This is a genomic window from Algihabitans sp. (assembly GCF_965226985.1).
Lineage (GTDB): Bacteria > Pseudomonadota > Alphaproteobacteria > Kiloniellales > DSM-21159 > Algihabitans.
The window spans coordinates 445,792-465,283 of record NZ_OZ245712.1; the positions used below are offsets into that span (position 1 = coordinate 445,792).

Annotated in this window: 18 protein-coding genes; 10 read left to right on the top strand and 8 right to left on the bottom strand. The window is 64.2% G+C overall.

Going from position 1 to position 19,492, the window contains the following annotated elements; translation table 11 throughout:
- Positions 1 to 90: 90 nt before the first annotated feature.
- Positions 91 to 990 (bottom strand): NAD-dependent epimerase/dehydratase family protein, encoded by a 900-nt coding sequence (locus ACO054_RS01935; protein WP_421708761.1) that lies wholly within the window; start codon positions 988 to 990, stop codon positions 91 to 93.
- A 335-nt stretch (positions 991 to 1,325) separates the two neighbouring features.
- Between ACO054_RS01935 and ACO054_RS01940 the strand changes: the two genes are divergently transcribed.
- From ACO054_RS01940 to ACO054_RS01985, 10 genes are read left to right on the top strand one after another with little or no spacing between them, the layout of a single operon-like run.
- Positions 1,326 to 2,378, top strand: a complete 1,053-nt coding sequence (locus ACO054_RS01940) for a C4-dicarboxylate TRAP transporter substrate-binding protein (RefSeq protein ID WP_421708762.1) — start codon at positions 1,326 to 1,328, stop codon at positions 2,376 to 2,378.
- A 15-nt stretch (positions 2,379 to 2,393) separates the two neighbouring features.
- Complete coding sequence (locus tag ACO054_RS01945) at positions 2,394 to 2,906, top strand: TRAP transporter small permease (RefSeq protein WP_421708763.1); 513 nt, start codon at positions 2,394 to 2,396, stop codon at positions 2,904 to 2,906.
- Positions 2,903 to 4,246 (top strand): TRAP transporter large permease, encoded by a 1,344-nt coding sequence (locus ACO054_RS01950; RefSeq protein ID WP_421708764.1) that lies wholly within the window; start codon positions 2,903 to 2,905, stop codon positions 4,244 to 4,246. Before ACO054_RS01945 ends, ACO054_RS01950 begins: the two co-directional genes overlap by 4 nt.
- Positions 4,243 to 5,022, top strand: a complete 780-nt coding sequence (locus ACO054_RS01955; RefSeq protein WP_421708765.1) for an IclR family transcriptional regulator — start codon at positions 4,243 to 4,245, stop codon at positions 5,020 to 5,022. The genes ACO054_RS01950 and ACO054_RS01955 overlap by 4 nt, the downstream gene beginning before the upstream one ends.
- 12 nt (positions 5,023 to 5,034) lie before the next feature.
- Positions 5,035 to 7,125 (top strand): 3-hydroxyacyl-CoA dehydrogenase NAD-binding domain-containing protein, encoded by a 2,091-nt coding sequence (locus ACO054_RS01960; RefSeq protein WP_421708766.1) that lies wholly within the window; start codon positions 5,035 to 5,037, stop codon positions 7,123 to 7,125.
- On the top strand, positions 7,122 to 8,297 hold the full coding sequence (locus ACO054_RS01965; protein ID WP_421708767.1) for an acetyl-CoA C-acyltransferase: 1,176 nt from the start codon (positions 7,122 to 7,124) through the stop codon (positions 8,295 to 8,297). Before ACO054_RS01960 ends, ACO054_RS01965 begins: the two co-directional genes overlap by 4 nt.
- Before the next feature lie 11 nt (positions 8,298 to 8,308).
- A complete protein-coding gene (locus ACO054_RS01970; RefSeq protein WP_421708768.1) occupies positions 8,309 to 9,502 on the top strand; it encodes an acyl-CoA dehydrogenase family protein in 1,194 nt (397 codons plus the stop codon).
- Positions 9,503 to 9,505: 3 nt separating this feature from the next.
- Positions 9,506 to 10,639, top strand: coding sequence for an acyl-CoA dehydrogenase family protein (locus ACO054_RS01975; protein WP_421708769.1), 1,134 nt, complete (start codon positions 9,506 to 9,508; stop codon positions 10,637 to 10,639).
- Positions 10,632 to 11,075 (top strand): PaaI family thioesterase, encoded by a 444-nt coding sequence (locus ACO054_RS01980; protein ID WP_421708770.1) that lies wholly within the window; start codon positions 10,632 to 10,634, stop codon positions 11,073 to 11,075. The genes ACO054_RS01975 and ACO054_RS01980 overlap by 8 nt, the downstream gene beginning before the upstream one ends.
- Entirely contained in the window at positions 11,072 to 12,604 is a 1,533-nt protein-coding gene (locus tag ACO054_RS01985) for a class I adenylate-forming enzyme family protein (protein WP_421708771.1), read from the top strand. The genes ACO054_RS01980 and ACO054_RS01985 overlap by 4 nt, the downstream gene beginning before the upstream one ends.
- A gap of 70 nt (positions 12,605 to 12,674) precedes the next feature.
- Here ACO054_RS01985 and ACO054_RS01990 read toward each other — a convergent pair whose 3' ends face one another.
- From ACO054_RS01990 to ACO054_RS02020, 7 genes are all read right to left on the bottom strand, one after another.
- Positions 12,675 to 12,998 (bottom strand): antibiotic biosynthesis monooxygenase family protein, encoded by a 324-nt coding sequence (locus ACO054_RS01990; protein ID WP_421708772.1) that lies wholly within the window; start codon positions 12,996 to 12,998, stop codon positions 12,675 to 12,677.
- Positions 12,999 to 13,036: 38 nt separating this feature from the next.
- Positions 13,037 to 13,819, bottom strand: coding sequence for a heme ABC transporter ATP-binding protein (locus ACO054_RS01995; RefSeq protein ID WP_421708773.1), 783 nt, complete (start codon positions 13,817 to 13,819; stop codon positions 13,037 to 13,039).
- Positions 13,819 to 14,910 (bottom strand): FecCD family ABC transporter permease, encoded by a 1,092-nt coding sequence (locus ACO054_RS02000; protein ID WP_421708774.1) that lies wholly within the window; start codon positions 14,908 to 14,910, stop codon positions 13,819 to 13,821. The genes ACO054_RS01995 and ACO054_RS02000 overlap by 1 nt, the downstream gene beginning before the upstream one ends.
- A 4-nt stretch (positions 14,911 to 14,914) precedes the next feature.
- The gene (locus tag ACO054_RS02005; RefSeq protein ID WP_421708775.1) at positions 14,915 to 15,778 is read right to left on the bottom strand and encodes a heme/hemin ABC transporter substrate-binding protein; all 864 of its coding nucleotides are present in this window, start codon (positions 15,776 to 15,778) and stop codon (positions 14,915 to 14,917) included.
- A gap of 10 nt (positions 15,779 to 15,788) precedes the next feature.
- The gene (locus ACO054_RS02010; RefSeq protein ID WP_421708776.1) at positions 15,789 to 17,894 is read right to left on the bottom strand and encodes a TonB-dependent receptor domain-containing protein; all 2,106 of its coding nucleotides are present in this window, start codon (positions 17,892 to 17,894) and stop codon (positions 15,789 to 15,791) included.
- A 168-nt stretch (positions 17,895 to 18,062) separates the two neighbouring features.
- A complete protein-coding gene (gene hemP / locus ACO054_RS02015; protein ID WP_421708777.1) occupies positions 18,063 to 18,236 on the bottom strand; it encodes a hemin uptake protein HemP in 174 nt (57 codons plus the stop codon).
- 205 nt (positions 18,237 to 18,441) lie between these two features.
- Complete coding sequence (locus ACO054_RS02020) at positions 18,442 to 19,329, bottom strand: alpha/beta hydrolase (RefSeq protein ID WP_421708778.1); 888 nt, start codon at positions 19,327 to 19,329, stop codon at positions 18,442 to 18,444.
- Between the last annotated feature and the right edge of the window lie 163 nt (positions 19,330 to 19,492).

The following is a 19,492-nucleotide window of genomic DNA, read 5'->3' on the forward strand; positions in this document are numbered from 1 at the left end:
GGAGTCAGACAATCTACAGCTTCAGGCGATGTCCCCGGACGCTGCCGCACCATCGATTCGTTGCGGCCGGCCCGACACCGACATCGTTGCTCATCCCCGTGCGGCTGCGAAGGCGGCTAGTCTTGCCTCCAGGCCTCGTTTCGGGGTCCAACCCAGCCGGTCGATCTTTGGCTGCGGGTTGATCTCCAAGGAGTCGACAAGCTGTCCGACCATACGCGCTTGTCCCGTCAGGCGTCCGGCCAAGCGCAGCAAAGGAAGAGGCAAAGGCAAAAGGCGCGCCGGTTTGCCCAGCGCCCGTCCCAGGGCGCGACTTAGTTCGGCTGTCGAGACTGGCGTTCGGTCGGCAGGCAGGAAAATGCAACCAGGTGCCTGAGGATGAGAGGCGGCAAGCAGAAGCAGGTCGGCCAGGTCGCCGGCGTTGACGAGAGAGCGCCGGTTGCGGACGGCGCCTAGCGGAAGCGGCAGGCCGCGGGCAATAGCATCGGCCAGACGCGCAAGGTTGGCTTTCGCGCCGGCGCCATACACCAGGGGCGGTCGGACGATGACGAGCTCCAGCCCCTGATCCGCCAACTCGCCTAGTGCCTGTTCCGCCTCGAGCTTGGCCCGCGCGTAGTCGGACTGCGGGCGAGGGCGATCCGTTTCCTGGAAGGCTCGGGCACCGCTGGAGGCTCCGTAGACTGCGACGGTTGAGACGAAAACGAAGCGCCTTATGCCCTTGTTCAACGCCGCCTGGGCCAAAGCCACAGGCAGAACGCAATTGTCCTGGCGATAGATCTCCGGGGCAACGGGATCGGTGGCATGGGCGCGGCTGGCGAGATGGATCACGGCTGCTGCCGACCGGCCGGCCAGGACCCCCTTCAATCGATCCTCAATCGTGTCGCCGGTGCGCAGCGAGAGAGCTACGGCCTGGGCGCCGGCGCTGTCCATCACGTGCTTGCCGATGAAGCCCGAGGCGCCTGTCACCAGAAGCGGCTGCAAAGGATCGTTCATCTGAGAGGTCCAAGAAGCCTATAGCAGAGTCTGGGCAGCCTGCGCCGCCAGGATCGATGGAGTCGAACAGTAGACGAAACGCCGGTAGAGGGCCGATCGCATAACTCCCATCCGAGCGCTGTTCGGGAACGGCCGCGAGGGTGACGAGGCGCGGCGTGCCTTGCAACCCTCGATCGCCCGGCTTGGAGATATTCTCACCCGTTATCGTGGAGAGTTGCGGCGGCGGGTCTGAAGTCTGCTCAAGGTCGTTGATCTTGCGCCACTTTACACTTAGCCTAACAAAAAAATGGAACTGAGTTCCACATAGTAGAACTAACTCTACGGGAGGAGGATGTATGAACAGTCATATCAGAACCATTGCGCTCGCGCTGGCGGTCAGCGGTCTTGCGAGCGGGGCGGCAGCCGATACCGTCTTAATTCACGGCGAGGCGGGTCCCAATCGCGGTGCCCGCGCTCAAGCCCTGCAGTGGTTCGCGGATCAGGTCGCGGAACGCTCGAACGGCGAGATGCGGATCGACATCCAGTGGGGCGGCGCCCTGTTCAAGGCCAACGCCGCTATGCAGTCGGTCGGCAATGGCGTCGCCGATATGGGCACGGTGATTGCCGTCTACTATCCGCAGGAAATGGCAGGCTACGGGATCTCCGACCTGCCGCTCGACAACCCGGACGCCTGGGTCGGCATGCGAGCGACGGACTCGCTGATGCGAAGTTCCGAGGCCATAGCCCAGAACCTCGCCGACAAGAACCTAGTCTATATCGGGACCTTCACGACCTCCGCCGTGCACATCGGCTGCGCCGACTCCGCCATCAGGACCACCGACGATATCGATGGGTTGAAGGTTCGCGGCACCGGAGCTTATGGCAAGGTCTTCGGCGAGTTCGGCGCAAATATGGTCAACATGTCGATCTACGATGCCTATCAGGGCCTCGATACCGGGTTGCTCGATTGCTCTCAGGGCTACAGTTACGCGGTGACGGCGCTGAAGCAGGCCGAGGTGATGGACAGCTACACCTTGCTCGATTGGGGACAGGTCGGCGGCGTCGGCATCTTCATGAACGCGGATGTGCATGAGAGCCTCAGTGCGGATGAGCAGGCGCTGCTCGCCGAGGTCGGTTCCGACATGGCGGACGAGTTCGGGCGGCTGATTACGGCGGCAAACGACGCCGCCGTCGAGGCGATGAAGGAGCAGGGTGTCGAGGTGATCGCCTTGCCGCAAGCCGAAAGGGCCAAGCTCGTTACGGCAGGAGAACCCTTCATCGACGAGTGGGTTGATACCGCGAGCCGTGTCGGTCTGCCGGGCGACGACCTTCTGACCGAGTATCGCGGTCTGATTGCCGACTACACCGAAGAGCGCGATACCCAGGGCTATCCCTGGCAACGCAACTAGCGGCGTACCGCGACAATGCTGAGACGGCTGGAGAGCTTTCTGCTGAGCCTCGGCGTTGTCGCGGTGATCGCACTTGGACTGCTGATCACCGCCAACGTGGTGGCCCGGGCCGTCTTCGATACTGCATTGCCCGACAACGTCACCATGGTTCGCGAACTGATGGTGGCGGCGATCCTCTTGCCGCTCGCCGCTGCCACGGCCGCTCGCGCGCACGTGGTCGTCGAGTTCGTCAGCGACCGGATGGGGCCGCGCGCACGCTCCTGGTTGATCGTGCTGGGCTCCGTTGCGGGCATTCTAGCGCTCTCACCTCTCATCTACGCAGGTTGGTTGGAATTGGTTCGGGACTGGAACTCCGGCGCCTTCTTCTACGGCGATCTGAATCTGCCCAGATGGCCGGGGCGTTTGCTCTTCGTCTTGGGGATTGGCGCCTGTTGGTTGCGGTTAGCGGAACTCGCCGTGCGTGATCTGCGGACAATCGCGAGAGGCGAGGTCGTCGATCCCAAACATAAGATCACCGAAGCGGAATGATCGATCCCACCGTCATCGGATTGGTCGCTTTCGCTGCGGTCTTGGTGCTGCTCGCGCTGCGGGTGCCCATCGCCTTCGCCTTGGCTGGCGTTGCGACGGTGGCGTCCTTCGTCATCTTCGCGTTCCGGACCGGCGACTTCATGTTCGAACGTGCCGTCCGTGCCACCACGTCGATGGTTTATTCGAACTCCTTCGACCTCATTCACTCCTACGACCTGAGCATGATCCCCCTGTTCGTCGCGTTGGGCCACATCGCCTATCGCGCGGACATCACCACCAAGATCTACCACGCGGCCAAGGTCTGGCTGACACGCCTGCCTGGCGGTGTCGCCATGGCGTCCGTCGTCGGTTGCGGTGGATTCTCAGCGATCACGGGGTCGTCTATCGCCTGCGCCTCCACCATGGGTCGGATCTGTACGCCTGAGATGCTGCGCATGGGCTACGACCCGCGTCTGGCCACGGCGAGCGTCGCGGCCGGCGGTACGCTGGGCTCGCTCATCCCGCCCTCCGTTCTCTTCATCATCTATGGGATCTTCACCGAAACCTCGATCAGTCAGCTGTTCCTGGCGGGTGTGCTTCCGGGGCTTCTGACCTTGATCGGCTTCGTCCTGGTGATCGCAGTCTGGGTCAACCGCAACCCGGAAATCGCTCCGGCCGGCGGCGAGGTCATCGGCCGGCGCGAGCGCTTCCGGGCGATGTTCGCGGCCTGGCCCGCACTCCTGCTGTTCATCGTCATCATCGGCGGCATCTACGGCGGCATCTTCACGGCAACCGAGGCCGCTGCGGTCTGTGTCTGTGCCGCGACGCTGATCGGTTTCGCGCAGGGCAAGCTGACGCTTGCGGGCCTCTGGGAGAGCGTGAAGGAGACCTGCGTACAGACCGCCGCGATCTTCTTCATCGCGGCAGGCGCCAAGATCTTCGTCGCCTTCATCGCCCTGACCGGTGTCGCTCCGGCGATCGTCGAGACGGTGACGCAGGCGGAGATCTCCGTTGTCGTTCTGCTGATCTGTATCGCGGCGATCTACCTGCTGCTGGGCATGTTCCTCGATCCCATCGGAATCATGGTGCTGACGCTGCCGCTGATGGTTCCCCTGGTCGAAAGCTATGGCTGGGACCTGATCTGGTTCGGCGTGGTGGTCATCAAGCTTCTGGAAATCGGTTTGATCACTCCTCCGGTCGGATTGAACGTCTTCGTCATTGCCAACGTCGTCGGTCGGGAGGCGCCGATCGACAAGATCTTCGCCGGGATTGCGCGCTTCCTGAGCGTCGACATCCTCGTGTTGATCCTGATCATCGCCTTTCCGATCATCTCGCTGCTCTTGCCGATGGGAATGCGATGAAGGACCACGACAAGGCGGACAAGCGATTCCTGAACACCTTGGCGCGGGGCCTCAGTGTGTTGCGCGCCTTTCGTGCCAGTGACGACGGTTTGAGCCATATGGAGCTGGCCGCGCGGACGGGCTTGCCGAAAAGCACTTTGTCCCGACTGGCTTTCACACTCTGCGAGACCGGCTATCTCAGCCACTCCTATCGCAACGACCGCTATCGACTCGGACCGGCGGCCCTGGCTCTGGGCAACATCGCGACCGCTTCGATCTCCTTCGTCGATACCGCCTCCGGCATCATGCAGGCACTGGCCGACAAGACGGGCACGCTGGTGGTTCTGGCGGTTCGCGACGACCGCAAGCTGATGCTGGCCAAGACCTGGCGGCCGGTCGGAAAGGCCTCAATCTGGCTGGAGCCGGGTCATCGTATTCCCGTCTACGGTTCGTCATCCGGACAGGCCATCGTCGCGACCTTGGACGACGATCGGTTCGAGGCGACGGATCCGGACGAGCGCCTGCGGGCCTTTCGTCAGCAAGGTTACGCGCAGCTGATCGCACGAGGCTTCACGGTCGCGTCGGCGGAGGTGCGCTTCGCCACGACGATCAATGCGGTCAGTGTGCCGTTCTATGCTCAGGAGTACGGTGAGCCGGTCGCCTTCAGCTGTGGTGCCTTGCCCGAGATCTTGACCGACGCCCGCATGCAGCAGGAGGTCGGCCCCGCGCTGAGTGCCGCAGTGCGGGAGCTGGAACGAATGGTGAGCCGCGGTCCGGCCTTGGTCCGGCGCGGTTGAAAAGGGGATGAGATGAGCGACGTGGTGGTTTGCGATCTTCAGGGTGACGTCGCGGTTCTGCGTGTTCAGAATCCGCCGGTCAACGCCCTGAGTCAGGCTGTGAGGAAAGGCCTGCTGGACGGGATCGCTTGGGCGGAGAAGACTGCGCAGGCTGCCGTTATTGTCGGCAGCGGGCGGACCTTCATCGCCGGTGCCGATATCAGCGAGTTCGGCAAGCCCCCGCTGGATCCCTGGCTGCCGGAAGTCTGCAACCGGATCGAGGCGAGCCCGCTGCCGGTGGTGGCGAGCCTGCATGGTACGGCTCTTGGCGGCGGGTTGGAGGTCGCCCTCTCGGCCCATTACCGCATCGCCGTTCCGGGCGCGAAGGTGGGGCTCCCGGAGGTGAAGCTCGGAATTCTGCCGGGTGCTGGCGGGACACAGCGTCTGCCGCGGCTCGCCGGGGCGGAAGCGGCTCTGGAGATGATCACCTCCGGCCGGCACGTTCCGGTGGAGGAAGCCCTTAAGCTCGGAATCGTCGATGAAGTCGCAGAGGGCGAGCCTGAGGCGGTCGGCCTCGCCTATGCACGGCGACTACTTGAGGAAGGGCGGGGGCCGCGACCGATTCGTGGCATGAAGGCTCCGGCGCCCGTGGACTTCGATGCCTGGCATGACAAGCTCCTTAAGGCGGGCAAAGGTCAGGTCGCACCTGCTACCGCCGTGCGGGCGGTTCAGTCGGCCAGCGAACTACCCATTGACGAGGGGTTGGCGCGCGAACGGGAGTTGTTCTCCGGCTTGATGGCGTCGCCGCAGCGGGAGGGACTGATCCATGCCTTCTTCGCGGAGCGGGCGGTCGCGAAGCTGCCGGAGCTGAAAGGCGTCGCCGCGCGCGAGGTCGCAACCGTCGGTGTCATCGGTGGCGGAACCATGGGGGCCGGGATCGCGACTTCGGCTCTGCTTGCCGGCCTGATGGTGGTGTTGGTCGAACGAGACGCCTCGGCGGCCGCGAAAGCGCGCGACACGGTGGAGAAGCTGCTGCGAGCTGCAGTCAAGCGCGGCAAACTCGCTGAAGCCGCTTTTGCGGAGATCACCTCGCGGCGCTTTACGGCGGCAGCTGACTTCGAAGCCTTGAGTGACGCCGATCTGGTGATCGAGGCCGTCTTCGAGGACATGGAGGTCAAGCGCGACGTCTTTCGACGGCTCGCACCCGTAGCAAAATCCGGCGCCGTCCTGGCAACCAATACCTCTTATCTCGACGTCGACGAGATCGCGGCGGTAACCGACCGGCCCGGCGATGTCATCGGCCTGCACTTCTTCTCGCCGGCCCATGTCATGAAGCTTTTGGAAATCGTCGTGGCCGATGGAACTGTACCGGAGGTGGTGGCGACCGGCTTCACCCTGGCGAAGCGCTTGGGCAAGGTCGCGGTACGGGCCGGCGTCTGCGACGGTTTCATCGGCAATCGCATCCTCTCGACCTACCGCGCGGCAGCGGATCACATGGTTTTGGACGGGGCCAGTCCCTATCAGATCGACAGGGCTCTGGTGGCCTTCGGCTTCGCGATGGGCCCCTTCGCGGTGTCGGATCTCGCCGGCCTCGACATCGGTTACGCGACCCGCAAGCGCAAGGCCGCGACCCGGGACCCGCGAGAGCGCGTACCGAGCTACGCCAACCGTCTCTACGAACTGGGTCGCTACGGACAGAAGACCGGTCGGGGCTACTATCTCTATACCGAAGGCCAACGGGGTGGCGCCGAAGACCCGGAGGTCGAGGCGATTATCGCCGCCGAGAGGGAGGCGCTCGGCATCGCTCCGCGCAGCTTCACGGACGAAGAGATTCAACGCCGCTATATGGCCGCGATGGTGAACGAAGGGGCTCGGGTCGTGGAGGAAGGTATCGCGCGCCGACCGCTTGATGTCGACGTGACCCTGCTCTACGGCTACGGCTTCCCGCGCTGGCGGGGCGGACCGATGAAGTGGGCCGACATGACGGGTCTGAGCGACCTGTTGCGAGACATCGAAGGCTTCGCCCGGGACGACAGCTTCTTCTGGCAAGCCGCGCCCCTCCTGCAACGTCTCGCGGAAGAGGGCCGGAACTTCGACGATCTGAACAAGCAGGCGAAGGCATGAGACAGGCTGTCGTCGTCTCGACCGCGCGAACCGGTCTGGCCAAGGCGCATCGGGGATCCCTGAACCGGACGCATGGGGCCACCATGGCGGGACATGTGATTCAGGCTGCCGTCGAGCGGGCGGGGATCGCTCCCGAGGTGATCGAAGACTGCGTGCTGGGCTGCGGCTATCCGGAGGGTGCGACCGGGCGCAACGTCGCGCGGCAGAGTGCGATCCGTGCCGGCCTGCCGGTCAGTGTCGCGGGAATGACCGTGAACCGCTTCTGCGCCTCCGGACTGCAGGCCGTCGCCGTAGCGGCTCAGGCTATCGTCGGAGAGGGCGCCCAGGCGATGGTCGCAGGCGGCGTCGAGAGCATCTCTTTGACGCAGCCGCCACCCGTCAATTCGCCGGAAGATTGGATCCAGGCGAACAAACCCGAGCTCTATCTGCCGATGATCGAGACGGCGGATATCGTGGCGGCGCGTTACGGCATCAGCCGGGATGCGCAAGACGACTACGGCCTCCGGAGCCAACAGAGGATCGCCGCCGCGCAGGCCGCCGGTCTGTTCGACGAGGAGATCGTGCCCTTCGAGACGGTCATGACGAAGAAGGACCGCCAAACCGGCGAGACCCGCGAGGAGGCTGTGACCCTGCGCGGGGACGAATGCAACCGGCCCGACACCACGCGAGAAGGTCTGGCGTCACTCTCCCCGGTGCGCGGCGACAACCAGTTCATTACGGCCGGTAACGCGAGCCAGCTTTCCGATGGTGCGGCCGCTTTGGTTCTGATGGAGGCCCAGGAGGCCGCGAAGGCGGGGTTGGAGCCCTTGGGCGCCTTCATCGGCTTCTCGGTGGCCGGTTGCGAACCCGACGAAATGGGAATCGGCCCGGTCTATGCGGTGCCGCGTCTGCTGGAGCGGGCTGGTCGCTCTCTTGGCGATGTCGACCTTTGGGAACTGAACGAGGCCTTCGCCTCTCAGGCGCTCTACTGCCGGGACCGGCTGGGGATCGACGACGAGCTCTGCAACGTCAACGGCGGATCGATCGCGATCGGTCACCCCTTCGGCACGACGGGCGCGCGCATGGTCGGGCATCTGCTGCGCGAGGGACGGCGTCGGGGCGCCAAGCTGGGCGTGGTGACGATGTGTGTCGGCGGCGGCATGGGCGCCGCCGGCCTTTTCGAGATTTATTGAAGGAGACCCCCATGGACTTGAGTGAAACTCCCGAAGAGCTGGCGTTCCGCGAAGAGGTGCGGGCGTTTTTGACCGAGCACCTGCCGGCACGCCTGTCCGATCGTGTCCGGGCCGGTAAGAGCCTGAGCAAGGAAGACCAGGAAGCTTGGCATGCGATCCTGAGCGCCAAGGGCTGGCTGGCCGGAAGCTGGCCGAAAGAGTACGGCGGCGCCGCTTGGAACGCGGTCGAGCGCCATATCTTCGAGGAGGAGTGCGCGCTCGCCCATGCCCCGCGCATCCTGCCCTTCGGTGTCGCGATGCTGGGGCCGGTGCTGCAGGCTTTCGGTTCGCAAGCGCAGAAGGACTACTGGCTGCCCCGCGTGCTCAACGGTGCGGACTGGTGGTGTCAGGGCTATTCGGAACCTGGTGCAGGCAGCGATCTGGCGTCGCTCAAGACGCGCGCGGTTCGCGACGGCGACCACTACGTCGTCAACGGGCAGAAGACCTGGACCACCTTGGGTCAGCACGCCAACATGATCTTCTGCCTTGTCCGTACCGATCCGGCGGCGAAGGCGCAGGAGGGCATCAGTTTCCTGCTGATCGACATGACCTCGCCGGGCGTCGAGGTGCGGCCCATTCTTCTGCTCGACGGTACGGCGGAGGTGAATGAAGTCTGGTTCACCGACGTGAAGGTTCCCGTCGAAAATCTGGTGGGGGAAGAGAACAAGGGCTGGACCTACGCCAAGTATCTTCTGACCCATGAACGCACGAACATCGCGGGGGTCGGCTTTTCCACTGCTGGCCTGGATCATTTGAAACGGATTGCGCGGATCGAGCGGTCGGGCGGACGCCCGTTGATCGAAAACCCTCACTTTGCCGCGCGCTTGGCAAAAGTCGAAATCGACCTGATGGCCATGGCGACGACCAACCTTCGTGTGATTTCGAAGGCTGCTCAGGGACAGGCGCCGGGTGTCGAAAGTTCGATGCTGAAGATCAAGGGAACGGTCATCCGGCAGGAGATCAACGACCTGACTCGGCGCGCCGTCGGGCCTTACGCGATGCCCTTCGTCAGCGAGGCGCTGGAGGGGGCGAACGAGCCGCCCATCGGTCCAGACTACGCGGGACCTGTCGCGGCGCAGTACTTCAACAACCGCAAGCTCTCCATCTACGGCGGCTCGAACGAAGTGCAGCGTCAGATCATTGCCAAAAGCCTGCTTGAGCTCTGAACGATGGATTTCAATCTCACCAGCGAACGGCAGATGCTGCAGGATACGCTGCGGCGTTACCTTGGCGATCGCTACACCACGGAGCTTCGCAACCGCATCGTCGAGAGCGACGAGGGCATGAGCGAGGAGATCTGGCGCGAGCTGGCCGATCTCGGAATCGTCGGTGCGCTCTTCACGGAAGAGCAAGGGGGCTTCGGCGGGCTCGGCTTCGATATTGCGACGGTTTTCGAAGAGCTTGGGCGCGCCGGCGTCGTGGAGCCCTTCCTGGACACCGCCGTCCTGGCCGGAGGCCTGGTGGCAGATCTCGGTAGCGAGACGCAGCGTCAGCTTCTGGAACGGCTCGTCGGCGGCGAAGCTCACTTGGCTTGGGCGCACGGTGAGCCCGCCAGCCGCTACGATCTCAGCCACGTGGAAACGACGGCGAAAGCCGGTGCGCAGGGTATCGAGTTGAACGGCCGCAAGTCGGTCGTGGTCAACGCCGAGGCTGCGGAGGCTCTGGTGGTGACGGCGCGTGAAGGCGGAGACCCCGGCGATCCGGCCGGCCTTTCACTGTTCCTCGTCCCGACAGACAGCGAAGGGATCGTTCTGCGCGGCTACCCGCTGATGGGCGGGGCGCGTGCCGCCGAGGTGGAGCTGGAGCGGGTTTGTGTTCCGGCCTCGGCCCGTTTGGGTCCTGCCGGCGAAGCCTTCCCCGCCATCGAGCGGCGGGTCGCCATGGCCAACGTCGCCCTTTCCGCCGAGACCCTCGGTGCCATGGAGACGGCCAAGAGTCTGACGATCGCCTATCTGGAGACACGCAAGCAGTTCGGCCGTCCGATCGGCACCTTTCAGGCGCTTCAACACCGACTGGCCGATCTCGTGATCGAGTTGGAACAGGCCCGTTCCGCCGTGATTCTGGCGGCGGGACATATGGCCGACGAGCGTTGCAGCCGGGAACGCCACGTAAGCGCGGCCAAAAATCTGATCGGCCGCGTCGGCCGGCTGGTGGCCGAGGAAAGCATTCAACTGCACGGCGGCATCGCCTTGTCGCAGGAGTACGAGTTGGCGCACCTTGCCAAACGGATCGTTATGCTTGACCACCGTCTCGGCGACACGGATCATCACCTGGAACGCTTTATCGCTTTCAGCCATGGCTGACGTCTCCTTAACCACGTCGTCTCCGGCTGAAGCGTTGATCCGCGACGAAACCGGACCGCAACGTCTCATTGGCTATGTCCTGGATGTCGGCCAGGCGGACAAACGCGCACGCTGTTGGCTCGACCTCGACGCTCGCCACCTAAATCGGCACGGTGTTCTGCATGGCGGCATCGCGGCGACTTTGCTCGACAGCGTCTGCGGCGCGACCGCCAGTTTGACCGTGGACGACACTGGTCGTGTGCCCTTCCTGACGATCTCCCTGACCACGCAGTTCCTTGCGCCGACCAGTTCGGGCCGGGTGACGGCCATGGGGCAGGTCACGGGCGGCGGACGCAGTCTACTTTACATCGATGGGAGTCTGCGGGACGAACAGAAGCGTCTGCTGGCGACCGCGACCGGCGTGTTCAAGCGCGTTCCGGCGGAGCGAAGAACATGACGCGCATACATGAGACTCTTGATCGGCAAGCAGAGGCGCAGGGCGCGGCGGTGGCGGTCATAGATACCGATGGTGCACGCTTCAGCTATCTATCGCTCAAGGCTGCCTCGGAGGAGGCCGTAGGTCTGCTGCTGGCCGAAGGCGTAGAGCCAGGCGACCGGCTTCTTATCCTGGCCGAGAACTCTGCAGCCGCCGTGGCTTTCATTTTCGCCGCCTCTCGCTTGGGTGCCTGGGCATTGCCGGTCAATGCCCGCTTGGCGGCGCCCGAGATCGACCGCATTCTCGCCTTTGCCACTCCGCGCGCAGTCGTGTTCACGGTCGGAGCCTCTCCCGATGCGGCCGCTCACGCAGAGCGCCTGAGCGCGCAGCCCCGGGACGGCGGTTTCGGCTCCGTTGCTTTAGCGACGCCTTATCCCAGCGCCCCCGAACCGGACGACGACGTTGCGGTCATGCTTTTGACCACCGGGACCACCGGGCAGCCGAAGGGCGTCATGCTGACCCACGACAATCTGCGTTTCGCAGGTCAGGCGTCGGCGGAACTCAGGGGCATGCAGCCCGGCGATATCGTCTATGGCGTCTTACCGATGACTCACGTCTTCGGGTTGGCGTCTATGATTATGGCGGCGACCCATGCGGGAGCCACGATCAAGCTGGAGGCGCGCTTCAGCCCCGAGGCCCTTCACAGGGCGCTGACGGAAGGCGTGACGATCCTGCCTGCGGTTCCGCAGATGCATGCGCTCCTGATGCAGTACACCCATGCCCGGGGGCACGAGACACTGGAAGGCAGCGCCCTGCGCTACGTCTCCTCGGGTGCGGCGCCGCTAGACCCGATGTGGAAACGCAAGGCGGAGGCCTTCTACGGCATTCCCCTGCAGAACGGCTACGGCATGACCGAGAGCACCGCCGGCATCTGCGCGACGGTCAACCCCATCGGCGACCCGGATATCTCCGTCGGTCGTCCTCTGCCGGGGGTCGAAGTGAAGATCGACGAGACCGCCGTCGGCGGCGGAGAGGACGTTGGCGAGGTTCTGACCCGAGGACCGCATGTCATGAAAGGCTACTACCGCAACCCTGCGGAAACGGCGAGGACGCTGGACTCCGACGGCTGGCTACACACCGGCGATCTCGGCCGCCTTGACGACCAAGGCCGTCTGCACATCGTCGGTCGCGCCAAGGAATTGATCATCCGTGGCGGGTTCAACGTTTATCCGCAAGAGGTCGAGGCCGCCTTAAACGATCATCCCGCCGTGGTGCAGGCCGCCGTCATCGGCCGTAGCCTTGAGGGCGGTAACGAGGAGGTTCTGGCTTTCGTACAGATCGACGCGCCCGGCCGGATCGACGAGGCGGGCCTGAAGGCGCACGTCTCGAATCTTCTCTCGGGTTACAAGCGACCGGAGCGCATCGTCATCGCCGAAAGACTTCCGGCGGCGGCGACGGGCAAGATCCTCAAACACAAGCTGATCTCGACCTTCGAGCGGGAGTTGGAGGCGCGGGAGGAGTCCGAGGTGACGTCGGACTCCTCCGGTTAGTCTCTTCTCGGGTCTCCCAACGACCCTTACGAAGCTGAGCCGTAAACGCCGCTCCGGTCGGGAGGAGGGCTCACTCCGCTGCTTCGGTGAGCTCCAGAACGACCTCGAAGCCCTCGAACTGGGGACCGCCCAGGTACATGCCCTTCGTCTCCCCAGCGCCTTTGTGTGCTTGGCGAAAGGCATCGGACTGGGTCCAGGCTTCGAAATCCGCCCGCGTCCGCCAGATCGTATGGCTGGCGTAGAGCGTATGGTCCTCGCCGTCCGGGCCCTTGAGCAGATGAAACTCAACGAAACCGGGCAGGCCTTTCAGCCGGCTGTCGCGGCCCCGCCAGACGGTTTCGAAATCCTCCTCTCGGCCCTTCACGACGCGGAAGCGGTTCATGGCGATGAACATGGCGTTCTATCCTTTCCGGTTGTCTCTAGCGGTTCCGGTTACAGCGGAATCAGGTGCGGGCAGTCCCGGGTTGGGTGGCGTTGGATTGCCACCTTCAGCTTGAAGGCCCTTTCGATTTGGGGTGCGGTCAGTACGCTGTCCACTGTACCGGTGGATTGGACACGCCCTTCGGCCAGCAACACCAGCCTATCCGCGTAGAGCGCGGCCAGATTGGGGTCGTGTAGAACCGCCAGCACAGCCACGCCCCCCTCTGCCAAGCGGCGCGCAAACGCGAGCAGGCGGTGCTGATGTGTGAGGTCCAGGTTGTTGGTCGGCTCGTCGAGCAGCAGAATGCCCGGTCGATGGTCGCCCGCCTCGGGCCAGATCTGCGCCATGACCCGGGCAAGCTGCACCCTTTGGCGCTCGCCGCCCGACAGCGTCGGGTAGATCCGCTCGGCCAAATGTGCGGCGTCGACTTCCTCCAGCGCCGCTGCGGCCACATCCAGGTCATGAGCCAGGCTGGAGCGGCCGTTGTACGCGCTGCGCCCCATCAGGACGACTTCCAAAACCCGGAAGGGAAAGGTGAGTTCCAACGACTGGGGCAGCACGGCGCGGCGCCGGGCGAGATCGGCGCGCGGCCAGTCGGCCAGAGGGCGTCCGTCCAAGGTGACCCTGCCGCCGTCGGGCGTCAGCGCACCAGACAGCAGGTGAAGCAACGTGGACTTTCCGGCACCGTTCGGGCCGATCAGGGCCGTCACTTCTGCCGGTTCGAGGGTGAGATCGACGCCCCGGAGGATGGCATTGCCCTGGCGGGTGAAGTGCAGATCGGCAGCGTTTAGCATCACCAGAGACCCAGGCCACGTCGACGCAGCAGCAACCAGAGAAAGAAGGGACCGCCGACGCAACTGGTCAGGATCCCGATCGGCAGTTCGGCCGGCAGCACCACCGTGCGCGCCAGCAGATCGGCGAGAAGCAGTAGGATCGCACCGAGCAGGGCGGAGGCGGGCAGCAGCAGGCGGTGATCCGGCCCCAGGGTCAGACGAACCAGGTGAGGCACCACCAGCCCGACGAAGCCGATGACGCCCGTGAGGGCCACGGAGGCGCCGACGGCCAGGGCCGTGAGCAGAATGGCGATACGCTTGACGCGCTCCACATCGAAACCGAGGTGCAGGGCTTCCGTCTCGCCCAGAAGCAGACCGTTGAGAGGCCGTGCGAGCAGCGGCAAGGCCATTGCCGGAGCCAGCATCAAGGGGGCGGCGATCAGCAGCCGGTCCCAGGTGATCCCGCCCAGACTGCCCAGCAGCCAGAAGTTCAGATCCCTCAGGGCCTGATCGTCGCTGATGAAGATCAGTAGGCCGATCGCGGCTGCGGCTATGGCGTTCAGGGCGATACCGGCCAGCAGCATGGTTGCGACCTCGGTCCGACCCTCGCGGCTGGCGATGCGATAGACTAGAAGGGTCGTGCCAAGGCCGCCTCCGAATGCCGCTAATGGCAGGAGCAGGTCGAGCCACGCTGCGGACAAGCCGAGCGACAGACTCCCGCCGAGCACGATCACGCCGGCGGCGCCCAGGGCAGCCCCGGTCGACACCCCGATCAGGCCGGGGTCGGCAAGGGGGTTGCGGAAGAGCCCTTGCAGGCTGGCGCCTGCGACCGCAAGGGCAGCCCCCACGAGAACGGCCAGGCAGGCGCGGGGAAGCCGGATGGCCAGCAGGACGGTCTCCTGCATCGACTCGTGGGCCGACAGCCCGGCGATGCCGAGCTGTTCAAGCAGGATCGAGAGCACTTGCAGCGGTGAGATCGCGACGGCGCCGATCCCGACAGACAGTAGAAAGGCGACACCCAGACCGCCGCTCAAAAGCATCAGCGCCCAGCGCGCCTTTGCGGCTTGGCCGCGCAAGGTGCCGGCGGTGTCGCGGGCGGCCAGGACGGCCATGGGCCTAACGGGCCTCTGCCAAGTCCGGATGGAGCGCCTCGGCCAGTTCGGCGACGGCTTGCGGCGTTCGCGGACCGAAGCCGAGCAGCAGGAGGCCGTCCATCGAAACGAGACGGCCGGCCTCGGCCGCGGGACTGGCCGCCAGTTCGGGGCGGGAGAGCAAGGCGTCGCGACCGCCTAGGCGCTCCAGCGTTCGGTCGGTCACCAGGACGACTTCCGCGCGGGTTGCCGCCGCCGCTTCGGGTGACAGCGGCCGAAAGCCCGTGAAGTCCGCCAGCGCATTGCGACCGCCCGCCATCTCGATGATGCCGGCCGCCGAGGTTTCCGTTCCAGCTGCCAGCGGGGCGCCCGTGCCGACGGACAGCAGGAACAGAACGCTGGGTCGCTCCGGCAGGTCCGCCAGCTTCGCCGCCACGTCCTGCTGAGCCGACTCGATCTGGGTCACGAGCTGCTCGCCGGCCTCGTTGAGGTCGAGTGCCTGCGCGACCTGCCTGACCTTCTGTCGTATGCCGTCCAGCGTCGGTTGGTCGGGTAGGGTGACGATCGAAACGCCAGCCGCCCGCAGCTGTTCGATCGTGGCCGGCGGGCCCGCATCCTCGACCAGAAGCAGCAGGTCGGGCTCCAAAGCCAGGATCGGCTCCGCCGAGAGCTGACGCATATAGCCGACATCCGGCAGGTCGTCTGCCTGCGGCGGATAGCTGCTTGTCGTATCGACGGCGACCAGCCTGTCTCCCGCGCCCAGCTCATAGACGATTTCGGTGATGGAGCCGCCGACGGAGATCACGCGTGCGACCTCCTGAGCGGCGGCTGGACTTGCGCTGCTTGCGGCGATCAGGAGGGCGAGAATCCAGGGCTTCTTGTCTCTCATCTATCGTGTCTCACCAGTTTAGGCTGTAGCTGACGGCGGCCTTGAAGTTCCGCCCGGCTTCGTTCGCGCCGGTGAAGACCCGCGCGTACTCTTCGTCGAAGGCATTGTCGATGCCGAGATCGAGGCGAAAACCCTCCAGCAGTCCGGCGGATGGCTGATAGGCGAAGTAGAAGTCGTGGACGTCGTAGGGCTGGCGCCGCTGCGCGTCGTTGTTCACCTCGTCGAATTCCTGAGCGATGACGGCGCGCCAGCCGATCAGGGAGTCGATCTCGGGGAGCTTGAGGCCGGTGTTGAATGTGTAGGTATTGGGAGTGAGCCCCCCCAACTTCTCACCGGTGTCCTCGTTCTCGCCGTCGATCATGGAGAAGCCGAAGCCAAGAAGAATCCGGTCGTTCTCGTAACTCGCCTCGATCTCGCTGCCCCAAAGTTCAGCCTCTGGAACGTTATCAACGGTGGTGGTGCTTTCAAAGAAATTAACACTTTGATTGATGAAGTCATCGCCCCAGATGCGAAAATGTGTGGCCTTGATATCGAAGGAGTCATCAGGAAAAGCCGTATCCTCGAATGTGAGTCCGCCGCCGAATTCGACCGTTTGAGTCGTTTGCGGCTTCAGGTCTGGATTTGGAACGAAGCGATTGACGATGGGGCCGGACCGGAAATGAATCCCTGTTCGAAACAGCTCGTCGAAGGTCGGGGCCCGGAAGGCTTCGGCGTAATTCGCGAACACTAGCAACCACTCCTGTGGCAGGTAGCTGAAGCCAATGCGCGGCGACAGGCGGCTCTCCACGTTGTCGTCGTCGACGTCATCACTGCTCGACTCGTAGCGGTCGAAGCGCAGGCCAGGGAGAATGAGCAGTTCTCCAGGCAGTCCGAGAGGGTTCGTCAGATTGAATTCCGCTTGGCCGAAGAAGCCGGCGAACAGAGATTCGGCGTCGGGTACGCCGCCTCGCTCGCCGTCGCCGGCGGCACCGTCCTGTTCATCGCGATAGACCTCCGTGCCGTAGGTGAAGGTCACCTCGGCTCCGTCCGCCAGATTGAAGCGCGACCGGTTGTCGAGCCGAAAACCGAGGGTCTCGACATCGCGTTTCAGCAGCTCGCCCCTCGGGCCCGAAAGTGTCTCCTCCAAGCGCAGCTCGTCGGCCTGGAAGGCCGTGTAATAGCCGGCGATATCCAGGTCGATCCAACGGTTGCCCGGATCGTTGAAGCTGTAGGCCAAGCGAACGTTGTCCGACCGGATTTCCTTGTCGACCAAATCGTTTCCACCGAGGCCCTGTCCGTTGTTCGGCTCCTCTGCGTCGTTCGCGAAGCGGAGGTAGCTCGCCTCGACCCGGTGGTGGTCGCCTAGGTCGATGCCGCCTTTCACCAGTCCCGATAGGATCGAGTCGTCGGTGTTATCGAGCCGGTTGCCATCGCCAAGCTCGATGTCGCCGGAGTCCCGAACCGTGACGCTGCCGAGCAGATCGAGCCCTTCGAGCGGCTTCCCGTAGGCCGTGAAGGTGCCGAGCAACTCCTCATTGACGGTTTGCACGCCGGCGCCGACCCGCGCCCCGAAGGTCTCGCCGGGGGCCAGGAAGTCGTCGGGAGTCACTGTGCGGAACTCGATCACGCCGCCCGTGCCGCCGCTGCCGTAGAGGGCCGAAGCCGGACCGCGCAGAACCTCGACGCTGCGCAGCAGGCTGGGATCTAGAAAGAAGCGGCCGTCGTGTCCCGAGCCGAAGTTCTGCCGGGCGCCGTCGAGCAGGATCAGAACGTCAGGGCCCGAAAAACTGCGGATCGAGGGCACCTCGCCCGTTCGGCGTGGACCGCCGCTGAACTCCACATTCGGAACCAGCTTCAACACGTCGTCCGGCGTCGAAGGCTGCAGGTTCTGTATCTCGCTGCGATCGATCACCGTGACCATCCCCGGATAGATGAAAGGATCGATTTCGTTGCGTGTCGCCGTTACGGATATGGTGTCCATGCGCAGCGGCGTCTCGCCGCCGCGCTGCGCGATCTCCGTACTTTCCTGGGTTATCGGCGCCATTTCACCTGCATCCTGTGCCGATGCCGATTCACTCAGTACGACCGTCGCCGCCGCCAAGCTCAGCGGTGCGACGCTCCAAAGCGTCTTCCTCATCTCCGTCAGCCCCTCTCAAAGCGCATGTTCTCGCTGGAACATGCGTCCTGGCGGGCTGCCTGGGCCTCTGTGCGATGGAGGAGAGGCCGTCGGTGGCTGGCTCGGACGCGGTAAACACTCTTGGCTGTAGGTCCTTGCCACGGACCTTCGCCGATTTTTTGACCTTATCTACTTCGTCAAGATCAGCTTGCCGTTGCTCGTACAGCGCAGCCGATAGGTTTCCCCCTTGTGTTCGATCAGAATTTCACGCGCGCCAGCGAGCAGGTTGGCACTGTCGATGCGGAGCGTCGCGCCCCGCTCGACTGTCCGACCGCTGCCGGTTTGTTCTTCGTCCCGCGACATTCTGTCAGTCGATCTCGTTCGTTCAGATATTTGATCGCGAGTGCGACGCATTCTCAAATGCGACTTATGATGAAGTCATCTGTCGTCAACAAAAGCTATGATGCAAATGATTTGCATTTTCAAGTTGGAAATCGAAGGTCTCGGGATTTACGCCTCTATGGGCGACCTTATGACGCTCGGCTTGAGAGATGCCTGTAAGCCAAGCTCAATCGTCCTCATGCTTTGAAACGAAGCTGTGGATCGTTCGAACGACTTGGTCGGAGATCGGCCGATGCGGGTCGCCGTAGCTCTGCAGGTTGTCCTGCCGATCGCCAGGTGTCACCGACTTGAGCATGTGGTTGACGGTCTCGAGCAGAGTCAGCTCGGCCTGTGAATTTGCGTCCTGCAGGCGCCTGGCATCGCTCTCGCCGATCTGCAAGTCCTCCTGCCCTTGCAGGATCAGAAGCGGCATGTTCAGGGCGGCGATCAAGTCTGCCGGATCGTAGGAAAAGAGGCTGACTAGAAAGCCCTGAAGACTTGGGTCGAACAGCGGCGAAAGACTTGAGTCCAACAAGCCGCTGTCGACTCTCTGCCCCCTTTCCAGAGCCAGGATCGCAGCGTTCGCCTGCGCGACGACTTTTGGATCGCCAAGGCCTGCCGCAAGCTGCTCGCGCAGGATCTGCCCCAACGGACGGCCGGGGCCGGCAAGCAGCAGTAGACCGCAGATGTTTTGAGGATCCTGTGCCGCGACCAGTGCGATCAGGGCCCCTTCACTGTGTCCGGCCAGCCAGACGCAGCCGGCTTTGGTCTCCGCCTGAACCGCGGCGACCCAGGCTTTCGTGTCGGCCGCGTAGTCGGCGATCGTGACGGCGTTGGGATCCCCGATGGCCCCGGCGCTACCGCCGAGCCCTCGTTTGTCGGTCCGCAGAGACGCGATTCCCAGATCCGCCAACCCTTCGGCGAGCAGGGCGTAACTCGAAGCGGCGACGCCCAGTGGGCTGTTTCCGTTCCTGTCGGTCGGACCCGATCCGGGGATGATCAAGACTACCGGGGCGTCGGGGGTATCGGCCGGTCGCAGCAAAGTCCCTGACAGCGGACCCTCAGGGCCGGGCATCGAAAACTCTGTCTCGGCAGCCACAGTCTTCGTCGGTCCTCCGAGACAGAGTAGAGCGCACAGAAAAGCGGCCGGGATCCGGATCGTCTGCATCGACTTGGCTGTGCCTTTCATCCTCCGACCAGCGATGTCTTCGCGTTGCCGGAATGGCCGACAGAGTCCA

Excerpts from the sequence above, each read along its gene's own strand:
- ACO054_RS01970 (WP_421708768.1), top strand. The coding sequence starts at position 8,309 with ATGGACTTGAGTGAAACTCCCGAAGAGCTGGCGTTCCGCGAAGAGGTG.
- ACO054_RS01965 (WP_421708767.1), top strand. The coding sequence starts at position 7,122 with ATGAGACAGGCTGTCGTCGTCTCGACCGCGCGAACCGGTCTGGCCAAG.
- ACO054_RS01985 (WP_421708771.1), top strand. The coding sequence starts at position 11,072 with ATGACGCGCATACATGAGACTCTTGATCGGCAAGCAGAGGCGCAGGGC.
- ACO054_RS01995 (WP_421708773.1), bottom strand. The coding sequence starts at position 13,819 with ATGCTAAACGCTGCCGATCTGCACTTCACCCGCCAGGGCAATGCCATC.
- ACO054_RS01945 (WP_421708763.1), top strand. The coding sequence starts at position 2,394 with ATGCTGAGACGGCTGGAGAGCTTTCTGCTGAGCCTCGGCGTTGTCGCG.
- ACO054_RS02020 (WP_421708778.1), bottom strand. The coding sequence starts at position 19,329 with ATGCCCGGCCCTGAGGGTCCGCTGTCAGGGACTTTGCTGCGACCGGCC.
- ACO054_RS02000 (WP_421708774.1), bottom strand. The coding sequence starts at position 14,910 with ATGGCCGTCCTGGCCGCCCGCGACACCGCCGGCACCTTGCGCGGCCAA.
- ACO054_RS01960 (WP_421708766.1), top strand. The coding sequence starts at position 5,035 with ATGAGCGACGTGGTGGTTTGCGATCTTCAGGGTGACGTCGCGGTTCTG.
- hemP (WP_421708777.1), bottom strand. The coding sequence starts at position 18,236 with ATGTCGCGGGACGAAGAACAAACCGGCAGCGGTCGGACAGTCGAGCGG.
- ACO054_RS01975 (WP_421708769.1), top strand. The coding sequence starts at position 9,506 with ATGGATTTCAATCTCACCAGCGAACGGCAGATGCTGCAGGATACGCTG.
- ACO054_RS01980 (WP_421708770.1), top strand. The coding sequence starts at position 10,632 with ATGGCTGACGTCTCCTTAACCACGTCGTCTCCGGCTGAAGCGTTGATC.
- ACO054_RS01950 (WP_421708764.1), top strand. The coding sequence starts at position 2,903 with ATGATCGATCCCACCGTCATCGGATTGGTCGCTTTCGCTGCGGTCTTG.
- ACO054_RS02005 (WP_421708775.1), bottom strand. The coding sequence starts at position 15,778 with ATGAGAGACAAGAAGCCCTGGATTCTCGCCCTCCTGATCGCCGCAAGC.
- ACO054_RS01940 (WP_421708762.1), top strand. The coding sequence starts at position 1,326 with ATGAACAGTCATATCAGAACCATTGCGCTCGCGCTGGCGGTCAGCGGT.
- ACO054_RS01990 (WP_421708772.1), bottom strand. The coding sequence starts at position 12,998 with ATGTTCATCGCCATGAACCGCTTCCGCGTCGTGAAGGGCCGAGAGGAG.
- ACO054_RS02010 (WP_421708776.1), bottom strand. The coding sequence starts at position 17,894 with ATGAGGAAGACGCTTTGGAGCGTCGCACCGCTGAGCTTGGCGGCGGCG.
- ACO054_RS01955 (WP_421708765.1), top strand. The coding sequence starts at position 4,243 with ATGAAGGACCACGACAAGGCGGACAAGCGATTCCTGAACACCTTGGCG.
- ACO054_RS01935 (WP_421708761.1), bottom strand. The coding sequence starts at position 990 with ATGAACGATCCTTTGCAGCCGCTTCTGGTGACAGGCGCCTCGGGCTTC.